The following is a 14,153-nucleotide window of genomic DNA, read 5'->3' as shown; positions in this document are numbered from 1 at the left end:
CTCATCAAAGTCATTAAAAGAAATGCCTTTGGATTCAGGAACTTTGAAAACTTTAAGAAACGCATTTTGATTGCTTTAAACGTAAAGAAAGAGAGAACGAAGTTCGTCCTCTCACGATGTTAGCTTTTCATCTACCCACTACAGTTGACAAAGAGCCAAATAAAAGTAAACAAACCATTCACCTTTTAGAGGGAATGGTTCTTTTTTGAGTTCTTCCAAAGACTTATTAGCCCGAGCCTAATTTGAAATCATACTCAATAAAAATAATGAGGCAATATAAAAATCTACTCTAATCTTATTGAACTCTATAGCAAGCAAGTATCCTCATTTTGTTTCAATCTACTATAAAAGAATGAGAACAGGTCCATAATTGTGGCATCACGAATGGATTCCACTCTCCTTATATTTTTTTCGTTTCGGTTGACACCATGCTGTCCACCTTGATTCTAGCTCGCTCAAAAGTATCTGCAAGCTGCTGGCTATCCACCTTGCCTTCAATCTGGACTTCAATGACCACACTACCTGATCGATCGGCAATCTGAACAGTGCTCACAATATTATAGCCTTGGTCTGAAATCAGTCTGATAATCTTTTCGAGTTCGCCTGCCTTATTCTCTACTAAGAAACGCACCCGTACCCCAGCTTCACCATAACCAGACACATGTAGGAAAGCTGCAAAAACATCTCGATCTGTAATAATACCTGCCATTTGATCATTATCTACGACCGGCAAAATACCAACCTTATTTTTATACATCAGATAAACGGCATCTTCTAAGCTTGCAAATTTTGAAACGGTAATCACATCACGAATCATCACATCTCGAACCTTGGTTTTATTTAACAGATAATTCATCTCATAAATGGATAGACTGGTCGCTTTTGAAGGACTGGCTTCTGCGATCGTTCCCTCTGTTACAAGACCAACCAATTTATCATTTTCGATCACGGGTAACCGATGAATCGCCTGCTCGCGCATCAGTTCTGCTGCATGAGCAATCGTTGTATCAGGTGAAATGTAGACAACCTTGCGCGTCATAAAATCTTTCACTGCCATATAGAATCCTCCTAGTTTCTCTTATATGATATAGTATATCACAATTAGAAAACGAGTTCATTTTTTATCGAAAAAAAGTGAATGCTTCCTTAAAATCATCCTTTTTAAGGAGTGATTGGCATAGGACGGAAAATATCTTTTAAAAGCTCACTTTATTGGTTATTGATTTCGTCTGGCATCAACTTGGCAGATTCAATTTTAAAACGAAAGAACTAGACTATCCCAAACAACAAGCCACGGCAATACTATACTGAAATAGAGCAAGACACCTTGACCTCATGTACATAGGGGTTGTGTAGAATGTGAATAGCCAGTACTCACTTAAAATCAAAAATAGCGATTATTCACCGAAAACAAAATCAACTGCTCGTTTTTTTAAACTCTATGAAATTAGGAAACAATTTATAAATAGCTAGTCGATAGCAACATGTGATACCATCTACATGTTTGAGTTTCATAAGTTTTCAAATCTGCTATTTTTGATTTTTACAGAGTATACGTTTCTTTTCCCCTCCTACCACAAAAAAGAAGATTGCAGGTATCAATCTTCTTTTTTCATACATCTATTGAAGGGCTTAATCTCTTGAACCAAAGATCCGAAGAAGGTTCAAGAAGAGATTGACAAAGTCAAGATAGAGAGATAGGGCCATGGAGACCACCCAGCCTTGACCAACTTCTCCATTGGTTTCTTCAAAAACGTGGCGAATCCGTTGATTGTCATAAGCAATCAGACCTGAGAAAATCAAGACTGAAATAATCGAAATGAGAAAGCTCATACCTGAGCTAGCCAAAAAGAGATTGACAACACTGGCAATAATCACCCCAAATAAGGCTGCATAGAGAGCCTGCCCCATCCCTGAAAGATTTTTCTTAGTCGTTAGACCAATCACTGCCATGACAAGAAACATCAAGGTCGCTGATAGAAAGGCTGTCAGAACGGTTTCCTGTGTATAGGCAAGCAGTACAATACTGAGTGTAAAGCCATTCATGACTGAATAAGCAAAAAACATCGGCAAAGCCAAGGGGCTATTTTGAGCTGCCATACGAGAAGCTACAAAGACAAGACCGATTTCAGCTAATAGAATAAGCCAGATAACGAGAGAACCACCTACCAATAGACTAAGCGTAAAATCTATAAAAACTGTAACAGATAAATAGGCTGCCAAAGCAGAAATCCCAATCCCTGCTGCCACAAAACCATAAATTTTGCCAAAGAAACGATTTAAAGCGGTATGATCCACCTGATTGATGATATAAGGGTTCTGATTCATCTTAATCCTCCTCTAATAAATAACGATTTAATGAGCATGAAAACTGCGCTGTTTCCACATTTTCTGCAAGGGGAGTGTTGCTTCTTTCACCGCCCAGTACTTATCGACACATGTCACAATCCATGCCTCTTTATAGCGAAGTGGTGCAATAGTAGCACCAAACATATGCTTGACAATGATGTCTTCTTCGACCTTGTTCAAATCAGTCAACTTCTCAGCATTACGCTTTGCAATCCGTGGATGAATCCAAGCATGGCTCTTTTTAAACTTCGTCTCACGCCAATCATAATAAAACAAATCATGCAAGAGACCACCACGTGCTGTTGATTTGGCATCCCAGCCTAATTTTTTTGCAATCTTATAGCTCGTATAGGATACATTGATCGAATGCTCCAAACGAGTTGAATAATAATGATGAGGGATTGTCCCGAGCCTTTGTAGCCGAGGGTGTTCTATCAAATGCCTGACATAGGTCATGTACTCTTCATCTTCTGTATAGACTGTCATTTCATCACCTCATTTTCCATTATACCATAGTCTATCGATTCTAGCTTAAATAAAACTAAAGAGAAGAATACCTGCTGCCACTGCAACATTTAAACTCTCTGCCTGACCTGGCATGTTGATATGAAGCAGGGTATCAGCCTGACCTTCAATCAAGGGTGAAATCCCTTGTCCTTCATTGCCCATGATGAGGGCAAATGGGCTTGCTAGCTCAACGGCCTTATAATCTACAGACTTCTCAGATAAGGTGGTCGCTACTATCTGTACCCCGTAATCTTTGAAATGGGTGAGAAGCTCTTTTATAGCAACCCGATAAACCGGTAAATGAAAATGGCTCCCCTGCATGGCACGCAAGGTCTTTAGACTATAGATATCTGCGGACTTATCCGAGATAAAGACAGCCTCATAGCCAGCCGCATCTGCTGTCCGAATCATGGTCCCAACATTTCCTGGATCCTGAACATCTTCTAAGACTAGATAGTTACCCTTAAACTCTTTCGGTAGCGTGGCTTTCGGTAGAGCCAGCTGGGCGACAATGCCCTGCGGAGTTTGGCTATCTGCTAAGTCCTGCAAAACTTCTGGACTGACCACTGTTACAGGAACCCTTCCCGCTACCTTTTCATAGTATTCCTCTAAGACAAAGATCCGCTCAATATCAGCGTGTGCCTGACGAGCTTCTTCAACTAAATGCCAACCCTCAATCAAGTAGGACTGCTTACGGTATTTCTTTTGGTGTAGCTTTTTTGTTTCCTTCACCAATCGATTAGACTTGGAACGAATGATTTCCATAGCACTCTCCATTTTCTTTCATCTTCAATAATGATATAATAAAGTAAAGGTCTTGTCAAAAGGAGAAAAGCATGCAAAAAGTAAAAATGGTTGCTTCTGGTCGAGTACAGGGAGTTGGCTTTCGCTGGTCTGTCCAATATCTAGCAAGAGAAATCGGAGATATCTACGGTCGGGTCTGGAATAATGAGGACGGGACTGTCACCATTCTTGCCCAATCGGATCAGCCAGCCAAACTCAGTCACTTTATCCAAGAAATCCGCAAAGGACCCTCTCGCATGAGCAAGATTACCTATCTAGATGTCACCCTTGCAAACTTTGAAACCTTTACAGATTTTCAGGTCAAACAGTGGCATTAAAGACTTGTATATTTTCTCCAAAACAAGTAAAATAGAGAGTATCATGTAAAAAAGGAAATGAGAAAGTGAAAAAATCAAACCGTATTGTATTATCAGGGCTTGTCCTATCTATGCTCTTCTTCCTATCTGGCTGTGTGCAGACCAAAAATGGTATGCCAACTGGAGAGGGTTGGGTCTACAAACTCCTCGTTGAGCCAATGGGCAATGTCATCCAGTTCTTTGCTGTCAACCAAGGCTTAGGTTTTGGGGTAGCGATCATCGTGGTAACCATCTTTGTCCGTCTACTCATCTTACCGCTTGGCATTTACCAATCTTGGAAAGCTACTTATCAGTCTGAAAAAATGCATTACCTCAAACCAATCCTTGGTCCGATCCAAGAACGAATGAAGAATGCTAGCTCACAGGAAGAACAACTAGCTGCCCAGCAAGAACTCTTTGCTACTCAAAAAGAGTACGGTGTCAGTATGTTTGGTGGAATTGGATGCCTTCCATTACTCATCCAGATGCCATTCTTCTCAGCCCTCTTTTATGCTGCTCGCTATACAGAAGGAATTGCTGAAGCTAGCTTTATGGGTATTGCTCTTGGAAAATCGAGCCTTATTCTTACAGCTGTAGCTGGTATCCTCTATTTCTTCCAATCCCTTCTCATGCAGGTCGGTATAGACGAGGAACAAAAGAAACAGATGAAGTCTATGATGCTGATGAATCCGATTATGATTATCTTCCTTTCATGGAGTTCTCCAGCTGGTGTAACCCTCTACTGGGTGGTCGGTGGATTAATCGGAATCCTTCAACAAGCAATCACCAATTTCTTCCTTAAGCCAAAATTGCGCCAGCGGATCGCAGAAGAATTTGAGCAAAATCCTCCTAAACCAATTCAGACAAGTACTCGTGTCAAGGATCTAACACCAAAGACGGATACTGCCATTATCCAATCATCGTCCAAAAAGAAAAACCGCAATGCTGGTAAGCAACGGTCACGATAAGGCCTACGAATTTAAATCGAAAAAACTTGGAACAGAGATTCCAAGTTTTTTCTTGTCTTATATAGGCTCTTAGTCTATCTTTGATTTTTATTGAGGATTACTTTGTTTTTGCAACATTTAAAATCTTCACATCATAGCTACCAGCAGGGGTCTGAATAGTAACAATGTCTCCTGTTTTCTTACCAATGAGAGCTTGACCAATCGGGCTTTCATTGGAAACCTTATTGGCAAAGGCATCTGCTCCTGCAGCTCCTACAATCATATAAACTTCTTCGTCTGTCTCACCCACTTCTTGGATTGTGACCGTTTTACCAATAGCTACTTCATCTGCTGCTACTGCATCACTATTCACGATTTCTGCATAGCGGATTTTGGTCTCAATCATAGAGATTTGACCCTCTACAAATGCCTGCTCATCTTTTGCTGCCTCATATTCGGAGTTCTCTGACAAATCTCCATAAGAGCGAGCAATCTTGATACGCTCGACAATTTCCGGACGACGAACGAGTTTTAACTCTTCTAATTCTTTCTCCAATTTTTCCTTTTCTTCAATCGTCATTGGGTATGTTTTTTCAGCCATTTTCTTTTTCTTCTTTCTTCTTTCTAGTTCCATTCTGTCATGAAAACAAAATTATGCGGAAACCCACATAATTTTATCCCGACAACTGCTTTAGTTGTTTAGTTTACTATTGATATATTTTTCAACATTTTGATTATGCTCTTCACCTGTTATCGCAAAGTAAACAGTACCCGTCGTTACATCTGCTACAAAGTAATAATAATTTGTTTTATTTGGAGCAAAGGTTGCTTCAATCGCAGACTGACTTGGGCTATCTACCGGACCAGGCATCAAACCAGTATTCACATATATATTATAAGGTGAATCAATATTGGTATCAATCGTGGCATCTTCTTTCAGGGTCGTCTTCTCCCCTAATTTATCCATAGCATATAAGATTGCAATATTCGACTGAAGAGGCATCTCATTATTGAGACGATTGAAAAATACACTAGCAATGTTGCGTCTGTCCTCATCGGTCGAGCCTTCCTTTTCGACAAGTGAGGCCAGGGTCAAAAGCTGATTGACATCAAGACCCTTAGCTGCTAACTGGTCGTAATAAGGCTGAAGACGACTATCCATCGCTGCAAGCATCTGTTCGATTAGCCCCTCCAGGCTTGTATCTGTCGAGTAGTCATAGGTTGCCGGGAACAGATATCCCTCCAAGCGGTATTTGACACCACTGTTTGCAGCAGGCAAGCTCCCCAGTAATTTAGGATATGCCGCCACCATTCGATTGATAAATTCCTCATTTTGAACAGTTTCAAGAAAGGCTTCCTCGGTAAATGGTGTCTTATCTTCCTTATCCGGTGTATAGACGTTGTCTGTAACTGCCTGCGCAATTTGTTTCATCGTATAGCCTTCTACAATCAATACTTTCCCAGCAATAGGGTCTTGTGCTGTCGCAGTTCCGCTTTCTTGCAATGCCTTAGCTAGCTGATCTACAGACATGGATTGGCTCAAATTGTAGAAGCCACTTTGGAAATTATTATAACTTTTTAGTTTTGAATAATAACTGAAAACCATCGCATTTTTTATTAAGCGCTGTTTTTCTAAAATCTGAGCAATCTCCTTAGTAGAAGACCCTTCTGGAATCTCTACTTGAATGGTTTCTGTTGCCTGCGCATTTACTGGTTCCAAACTTGATTTGAGATAGAAACAGACAGCAATTCCTGTGATCACCAATAAGAGGATGACAGCTGTCATCACAAATTTCACAATTCGTTTAGCCACTGTATCTTGTGCTTTTCGATTTCGATTCCGTCTTCGTCTCATATTCGGTTGAGGATCCTCTGAATTTCTACTAGTATCAGATGAAACAATCGTCTCTTCTAATAATTCTTCGTCTAATTTTTCATCTTCACTGACCGTTTCAGTCAATGATGGGCGATACAGAGCCACCGTATCTGCTAGGTCCTCTTCTACCCATCGATAATCTAACATATCAGAAATAGAATCAGCTTTTTCTGAAGCAGATGTTGCTTTGCTCTCTTCTAATTCACGTAAAATTTTATCGCGGAAACTAGAGGATTGCCCATCTTTTTCATGTGCATCTTTTGTCACTGTAAAGCTCCTTTCAAACAGTTACAAGCCATTATATCTTAAAAGTACTACAAAATCAAGCAGGGCTTTTCATCAGGGACATTTCCAATACATGTCATACCAGATTTTCCCGCCAAACTGAGAAGTCGAAATCCCCAAGTCTTCAAATTGATACAGGGCATAGTAGGATAAGAGATAGTCCTTGCAGGTTAGACTAATTCCTTTGTAAGATCCTTGGACTGCTAGCTCCTTGATAGCCGCTAGCAATAAGGTTCCCACTCCTTGTCCTTTATAGGTTTCTGCTACTGAAAGACTAACAATCGCCAGCTGGGGCAGGAAACCTCCTTTTGGCTCTAGTCGTTCAAATAAGTCATCCGTTACGGTTTCGTGCTCGGTCGGCAGTGTCAAGATATATCCTGCTATCTTTCCTGCATCTTCCATGACTAGGCAGGTCTTATTCTCATGCTCTAAATAAAAGGCTAGAACTTCTTTTGCAATCTGTTCTTCTGGGCTAAAATTAGCCTGTTCAATCGTATGGACCTCTTCGAGATCCTCTAGTCTGGCATATCGAAGCTGCATGATTTCTCCTTCTGTGTCATCGTATTGTCTTTTCGTTTCTATTTATAATTGAACGAAACTCTGTGCGAAAAAGATAGATAGCTGTTTCGGCTTTAGCCAATTACAGCTGAGAATCACTTTAGAGGCTGAAAACCTCCACTGGAGCTTTTCACTCGTCGGATTTCCTATTCTCACTTTGTGCTTTAACAGCCTAAGGATAGACTGGAAATAAAACGAGTGAAATTCGTATCAAACGCTCTCACATCTTAATTGAGTTCGGGCTAAAAATGGTAGAAAAAAATGAATCAGATACAATTACTTGTTTTATTGGCGGTAGCTAGCTGGCTATTCCCTGCATTTCATTTGGGACTAGCCTAGCTAGCTTCGCCGGGGTCTCACGACGAAGTTGCAAGCAACTTCTGTTCGGCCGCCTATTTTCGCTTTGAGTTCTTAACGGGCTTAGTATCTTGGTTTAATTGAACACAGCCTACGAGCTATGTAAAAAAGATAGGCCTTCTTGGGTTCATCGAACCCTGCCGTCAGCCTCCTATTTTTACTTTGCTCGCTTAACGGCTGTTGTATCTTGGGTAACTGAACACAGCCTACGAGCTATGTAAAAAAGATAGGCCTTCTTGGGTTCATCGAACCCTGCCGTCAGCCTCCTATTTTTACTTTGCTCGCTTAACGGCTTTTGTATCTTGGGTAGCATACATAAAACAAGAGGTTGAGCGCGTAGGTCTCAGCCTCTGTTCCTTATTGAACGTTACGAGATAGATTAGCTAGTAGGTGTTCAAATGAATATTCGTAAGATTGAATATCTCCTGCTCCCATAAAGACATAGACTGCATTGCCATGGTCTAGCAGAGGGGAAGTATTTTCAAGCGATATAATCCCCGCTTTCTTGGTGATTTTAGCGGCTAAATCTTCGACTTTCACTTGACCATTATCTGTCTCACGAGCTGATCCATAAATCGGTGCTAGGTAAACCGCATCTGCTTCGCTCAAAGCGAGAGCAAAATCGTCCAATAAAGCGATGGTCCGCGTAAAGGTATGCGGTTGGAAGATCGCCACAATTTCTTTACTTGGGTACTTTTGACGTGCTGCATCAATGGTAGCAATAATTTCAGTCGGATGGTGGGCAAAGTCATCAATGATGACCGTCTGATTGATAATCTTTTCTGTAAAGCGACGCTTCACTCCTCCAAAGGTTTTGAGGTGTTCAGCCACCAAATTCAAATCAAATTCCGCAATAAATAGATTCGCAATAACAGCTGTTGCATTTAACACATTGTGACGACCAAAGGTCGGAATTTGGAACTGACCTAACTCTTGTCCTGCATGCCGTACCCTAAACTGCGAGCCAGTTGTAGACGGTTGCAAATCGTAGGCAACAAAATCATTATCTTCTCCAAAACCATAATAATAAATCGGTGCCGTTGCCGTAATACGGCGCAACTGTTCATCTTCACCATAGACAAACAAGCCCTTTTGTACCTGCTTCGCATAATCATCAAAGGCATGAAAGACATCTTCTAGGCTAGTAAAGTAATCTGGGTGGTCAAAATCAATATTGGTAATGATACTATATTCTGGATAGTAGGGCATAAAATGACGTTCGTATTCGTCTGATTCAAAGACAAAATACTGGGCATTTTCTGATCCACGTCCTGTCCCGTCCCCAATCAAATAGCTGGTATCTGTAATGTTACGCATCACATGTGCCAAAAGACCAGTCGTCGATGTCTTCCCATGTGCTCCTGCCACCCCAAAACTTGTAAAATCACGCATGAATTGACCGAGAAACTCATGGTAACGTCTATAAGAGAAGCCATGAGCATCTGCATAGGCAATCTCTACATTGTTATCTGGACGGAAAGCATTTCCTGCTATCAATTCGACATCGGCAGTAATGTTTGCTTCGCTGAATGGTAAAACTTCAATCCCTGCTTGCTCAAGACCACGCTGAGTAAAATAGTATTTCTCAACATCACTACCTTGAACCTTGTGTCCCATTTGGTGAAGCATTAAAGCCAAGGCACTCATTCCTGAGCCTTTGATTCCAATAAAATGATAGGTTTTTGTCATTCCAATCCCTCTTCCATATGTGTTAGATTTAATTCTTGTGCCAAACGACGCTCACGTTGAACCTTGCGTTCTGGATAATTATAGACTTGACTTTTCTTCAAAAAGTCATAAGAATTTTTCTTCACTAGTACTTCTTGTTTACGGTCTTCTTTTTGCAACGAGTAGACTGCCGGCATATCTGCCAAAATGTAATCTGTCTGTTGCAATCGATTAGCCAGGGCAGTCAAGTGAGGCACTGGCTTTTGGACCAAGGGCACAGAGACCTGCTGCCTTTCTGGTAAATGATGACGAGGTATCTCTTGATGTAAATAAGATGCTGATCGCTTCTTCTTCAAATCCTCACGCGCTGTCTCGCGCGCCAGCTGCCCTTGCGTTTTAGCTGGTGGAACAACTACTCCTTGAGAACTTGGCTTTTGATAGCGTTCTTTACGAGAATAGGGACTGGGGGTAGCTTTAAAAAGCGGTGGCAACAAGGCTTCTTCTGCTCCACGTTCCTCCCCATTATATGGAGGAATCGCTTGACTAGTCTCTTTCTGCCCAAATTCCCTATCTTGATAAGGACCCTTGATATTACTAATCAAGTCTCCCTCATCGTATAATCTCATTTCAGGATTCTCTCCTACTATTGGCTCATCATCAGCTACTAGAGGAAATCTTGTCTGCATTCTCATCATACGCTCTTCCTTTCAAACGATTATTATACCACACCTTCTGCGCTTTGACCATCTTTTTCCTTTTATTCATTACCAAATCCCAGCTAAAGGACTATGAGATTCCTAAAATTTCTCGGATATCCTCTACTGTCATAGTCGCACGACTTTCGTTGCCATCCAGAACCGTGGTCACCAAATGCTTCTTACTTTCTTGCAAGGCCTGAATCTTTTCTTCAATAGTACCACGGGTAATCAGACGGTAGCACTCGACCTTTTCAGTCTGTCCCATACGGTGGGCACGGCTGATAGCTTGGGCTTCTACGGCTGGATTCCACCAGAGATCAACCAGAATCACACTATCTGCTCCTGTCAGATTAAGCCCTACGCCACCAGCTTTTAGGGAGATTAGAAAGGCATCTCTGCTTCCTGCATTAAAGGCTGTCGTCATCTCCTGACGGAGATTGGCTGGAGTTGAACCGGTCAATGTATAACTAGTCAATCCCAGTGCCTCTAATTCTCCCTCAATCTGATCCAACATGGTGCGAAATTGAGAGAAAATCAGGATACGGTGATTGCCTTCCTTGAGTTGGACCAGCAATTCCCGCAAACTCTCTAGCTTACCACTTTCTCCCCTATAGTCTGACATAAAGAGACTTGGGGTATCACAAATTTGCCGAAGACGGGTAATCCCTGCCAGAATTTCGATCTTCCTGCGCTGAATATCCGCATCGCTAGCATCTATAATGCTGGATTGCATCTGCTGCAACTGCGCCAAATAGACCACTTTCTGCTCATCAGTCAATTCGTTCAAGACATTTATTTCCAGTAAATCCGGCAATTCCAAGAGTACATCTTCTTTTTTCCTCCGAAGAATAAAGGGCTGGATCAATCGCGCGACTTCTTTGGCTGATAATTTGGTAAATTCTGTTTTCCCTGGCAATAAACCAGGGAGCACAATCTGAAAAATAGACCACAGTTCTGATAGATGATTTTCAATCGGCGTGCCTGAAAGGGCAAAACAATTTCCCACTTCAAACTCTCTCAATAGTTGGGCAATCTTACTCTGGGCATTTTTCATCACTTGGGCTTCGTCTAAAATGAGGTAATCGTAGTGATTCTGCCGATACAACTCGATATCCTGCCTAAAAGAGTGGTAACTAGTCACTAGGACCTGATGGTTGGCTCGAATCTTCTCCTCTCGCTTTTCCTTATGACCATAAGCAACTGCCACATCCAAGTAAGGGGCAAAGGTCTGACATTCACTCTGCCAATTATAAATCAAGCTTGATGGTGCTAAAACCAATACCCTCGTATCAGCCTCTAGCTGCTTGCTCAAAAAAGCAATGGTTTGCAAGGTTTTTCCTAGCCCCATATCATCTGCTAAAATTCCACCAAAACCATAGTGATCGAGCATTGATAGCCATTTCACACCTAGGCGCTGGTAGTCACGCAAGTCAGCTGTCACTTGCAATTCAGATAATTCAAAGGATTCTGGGTGCGTTAAATCATACGCCAACTGTTGAAACTCCTTAGAAAATTGAACTGCGTCCTTCCCAGCCCAGGCCTGGGCTAGTTGGTAGGAAGCCAAGCGATTAAGTGACAGATGCCCGTCTGATTGATAGCGGGCTCGCAAATTCCGCAAGGTCTGGCTCATTCGCCTTGTTTCCTCATCAAAAAGAAAGACCTTCCCTGTATGGCTGGTAAAATGCGTCGCTTCTTCTAATAAGGCAGTCACCGCTTGTTCAATTTCTTCCTCCGCAATCCCTGCAAAATCAAAGGAAATGTCCAGCAAGGAACCTCGGGTTTCCACCCTAATCTTCGGCTGAATCTCCGTCATCATCTCCTCTAACTCACGGGATAACTGGACCTGCCCCACGGCTCTAAATGTAGGCAGAATCTGGCTAAAAAAACGATACCATTCATCTGGCTGAAGCCTTGGATGATGAGCGATAAAATCTCCCCTAAACCCTGCCTCCTGTATCACCCGCTCCACCTGTGCCAAGTGCTGGAAATGGTAAGAAAAAGGCAGGAGATGTAACGCTTCTCTACTTGTCACCTGTCTATTGTCAAATTCTAGCGCTAGACCTAGTTCAATCTCACCATCTGCCTGCAATGACATATCAAATCGTGGTCGAAAATCTCGAATAACAAAACGCTTAGGTGCTTTTACTTTTCCGACTAGTGCTAATTCCAACAAACTCAGAGCTAGACGTTCCTGATCTTGAAAATCAAATTGGACAACCTTCTCTCCAGCTTCATTCAGAGGCAATTCCCGAAGTTTCGTCACAAGTTGCTCTTGTTTTCTATCTAGATAGTAGAGACAATTATCCACTAACAGATACCTGCCCTTGAATAATTCCCGAAAGGGAGCTTCTTTAATCCGTAACTCCATCATATGTTGATGAACCATCACTTCAAAAACGTAGCAATCAGCTTGAGCACCAAATGGCAATAATTGCAAGTCTCGGTAAGTATTCATCTCATATTGAAACTCAAAAGATTCTAGCCGTCTCAAGGCATCTACTCCCTCTTCAAAATTAGCAAGAGGCAGACGTAGATGCCGTCCATAATGAACCAATATCTCCAGATTGCTTCCTTTCCTATCAGGAAGTAAGCGCCACAAAAAGGTCACAAGCTCCTGACTAGCCCCATCAAACTGCTCAAAAGTAATCTTCTCATAATAGTGCTTCCCAATTTGATAGTAACCTCCCTTTTTCAAGGTCTGCAAGAAAGCACCAATATCACGAATGACATAGGTTCGTGGATCAGTACCACGCTGGATTTTCAAGGTCCAGTCAATATTATGGTCAAAGAGCATTATCTGCCCCTCAACCGCTAGACGATACTGAAGCTCTGATTCGTAACTAGTTCCTAAAATATCATCCAGAAATAAGCCACCAAAATAGGTTCTGCGCACAGTTTCCTCATGCACTTCTTTATCAGCAGCAAGCTGTTCTTCCAAACGCTTGCCTTCAGCGTCATTTTTCAAAAAATATTCCGTTGCTGCCAAATGCTGGCAGTAACCCTTTTGAGAAAAAACTTCGCAACTACAAGATAATTTCGTCTCCTCTAAAGCATAGCGAAAATCTGCTTCTGCAATCTTCAAAAAGAGCTGGCAATCTTTTAGCTGTTTGAACTCTACTTGTCCTCTTTCATAGAGCAGAATCCCCTCTTGACGAACCCGCCCCGGTATCAATCGACCCATACACACTCCTTCATCTTATACTCATTTAGTTTAACTTTTATTCCTTCGACGATTGTGGAAACTCCGTTTCTCTATTTCCAACCTTGCCCACTTCGCTCTCAAATTTCTAGGCTCAGGCTGAAACAGTCCGCCGAACTGTTTCACTCTTCCAGATGATTGGAACTCGCTTTGCCGTACTCTACGATTGTTACTGACTATCGTCAGTATGATTTCCAACCTTCAACAGTCCTTAGACTGTTGAAGCAGTCTGCAGCTCCTTGCCTAGTACTAAAAGTAAACGAAACAACTATATCCTTTCATTATAGCATAGATTATCCAATGAAGCTTCACTTGCCTCTCTTATTTTTAGAAAAAAAGCCCTAAAAAGGGAGCCTGTCTAAGTTTAAGCAAGCACTTCTCTCTGGGTTTTGTAGAATCTTTTGGTCTAAATATAGTAGCTTTTGATCCTTCTCTTAAATAATGGAACGCAGGCAGGTTCCCTCAAGCTTTCAAAAATGGCTCTATAATTTCTGTAGTGGGTAAATCCACTGTAGAGATTATGGAGCCTTTTTGAGTATAGAAAAAAAGTCCCATATGACTTATAATGAA

At 41.7% G+C, this 14,153-nt stretch carries 13 protein-coding genes; 3 read left to right on the top strand and 10 right to left on the bottom strand.

Annotated elements, in window-relative coordinates; all coding sequences use genetic code 11:
• On the top strand, positions 1 to 123 hold a 123-nt coding region (locus tag ACVPON_RS07100; protein ID WP_462874816.1), incomplete at its 5' end, for a transposase.
• Between the two features lie 277 nt (positions 124 to 400).
• Here ACVPON_RS07100 and ACVPON_RS07095 read toward each other — a convergent pair.
• The 4 genes from ACVPON_RS07095 to ACVPON_RS07080 all read right to left on the bottom strand — a co-directional run bounded on the left by ACVPON_RS07095 (position 401) and on the right by ACVPON_RS07080 (position 3,621).
• Positions 401 to 1,057 (bottom strand): CBS domain-containing protein, encoded by a 657-nt coding sequence (locus tag ACVPON_RS07095; RefSeq protein WP_462877583.1) that lies wholly within the window; start codon positions 1,055 to 1,057, stop codon positions 401 to 403.
• Positions 1,058 to 1,632: 575 nt separating this feature from the next.
• Positions 1,633 to 2,328, bottom strand: a complete 696-nt coding sequence (locus ACVPON_RS07090; RefSeq protein ID WP_462877581.1) for a Bax inhibitor-1/YccA family protein — start codon at positions 2,326 to 2,328, stop codon at positions 1,633 to 1,635.
• A gap of 27 nt (positions 2,329 to 2,355) precedes the next feature.
• Entirely contained in the window at positions 2,356 to 2,835 is a 480-nt protein-coding gene (locus ACVPON_RS07085) for an HDIG domain-containing metalloprotein (protein ID WP_462877578.1), read from the bottom strand.
• A 45-nt stretch (positions 2,836 to 2,880) separates the two neighbouring features.
• Positions 2,881 to 3,621, bottom strand: a complete 741-nt coding sequence (locus tag ACVPON_RS07080; RefSeq protein WP_462877575.1) for a TrmH family RNA methyltransferase — start codon at positions 3,619 to 3,621, stop codon at positions 2,881 to 2,883.
• Between the two features lie 71 nt (positions 3,622 to 3,692).
• On the opposite strand from ACVPON_RS07080, the gene ACVPON_RS07075 reads away from it, so the two are divergent.
• Both ACVPON_RS07075 and yidC read left to right on the top strand, forming a co-directional pair.
• Complete coding sequence (locus ACVPON_RS07075; RefSeq protein WP_462877573.1) at positions 3,693 to 3,977, top strand: acylphosphatase; 285 nt, start codon at positions 3,693 to 3,695, stop codon at positions 3,975 to 3,977.
• Positions 3,978 to 4,042: 65 nt separating this feature from the next.
• On the top strand, positions 4,043 to 4,963 hold the full coding sequence (yidC, locus tag ACVPON_RS07070; RefSeq protein ID WP_462877571.1) for a membrane protein insertase YidC: 921 nt from the start codon (positions 4,043 to 4,045) through the stop codon (positions 4,961 to 4,963).
• Between the two features lie 97 nt (positions 4,964 to 5,060).
• On the opposite strand, the gene greA is transcribed toward yidC, so the two are convergent.
• From greA to ACVPON_RS07040, 6 genes are all read right to left on the bottom strand, one after another.
• Positions 5,061 to 5,543 (bottom strand): transcription elongation factor GreA, encoded by a 483-nt coding sequence (gene greA / locus ACVPON_RS07065; RefSeq protein WP_462877568.1) that lies wholly within the window; start codon positions 5,541 to 5,543, stop codon positions 5,061 to 5,063.
• Positions 5,544 to 5,633: 90 nt separating this feature from the next.
• Positions 5,634 to 7,085, bottom strand: coding sequence for an endolytic transglycosylase MltG (gene mltG / locus ACVPON_RS07060; RefSeq protein WP_462877565.1), 1,452 nt, complete (start codon positions 7,083 to 7,085; stop codon positions 5,634 to 5,636).
• Positions 7,086 to 7,157: 72 nt separating this feature from the next.
• Positions 7,158 to 7,643: a GNAT family N-acetyltransferase gene (locus ACVPON_RS07055; RefSeq protein WP_462877562.1), complete on the bottom strand. Its 486-nt coding sequence runs from the start codon at positions 7,641 to 7,643 to the stop codon at positions 7,158 to 7,160.
• A gap of 732 nt (positions 7,644 to 8,375) precedes the next feature.
• Entirely contained in the window at positions 8,376 to 9,707 is a 1,332-nt protein-coding gene (gene murC, locus ACVPON_RS07050; protein ID WP_462877560.1) for a UDP-N-acetylmuramate--L-alanine ligase, read from the bottom strand.
• Positions 9,704 to 10,372, bottom strand: coding sequence for a hypothetical protein (locus tag ACVPON_RS07045; RefSeq protein ID WP_462877557.1), 669 nt, complete (start codon positions 10,370 to 10,372; stop codon positions 9,704 to 9,706). The genes murC and ACVPON_RS07045 overlap by 4 nt, the downstream gene beginning before the upstream one ends.
• A 100-nt stretch (positions 10,373 to 10,472) precedes the next feature.
• Positions 10,473 to 13,565: a DEAD/DEAH box helicase gene (locus ACVPON_RS07040; RefSeq protein WP_462877554.1), complete on the bottom strand. Its 3,093-nt coding sequence runs from the start codon at positions 13,563 to 13,565 to the stop codon at positions 10,473 to 10,475.
• Between the last annotated feature and the right edge of the window lie 588 nt (positions 13,566 to 14,153).

This window comes from Streptococcus sp. 1F3, from assembly GCF_054968985.1.
The sequence above is the reverse complement of the archived record's forward strand: the minus strand, read 5'-3'. Positions and strand labels throughout refer to the sequence as shown.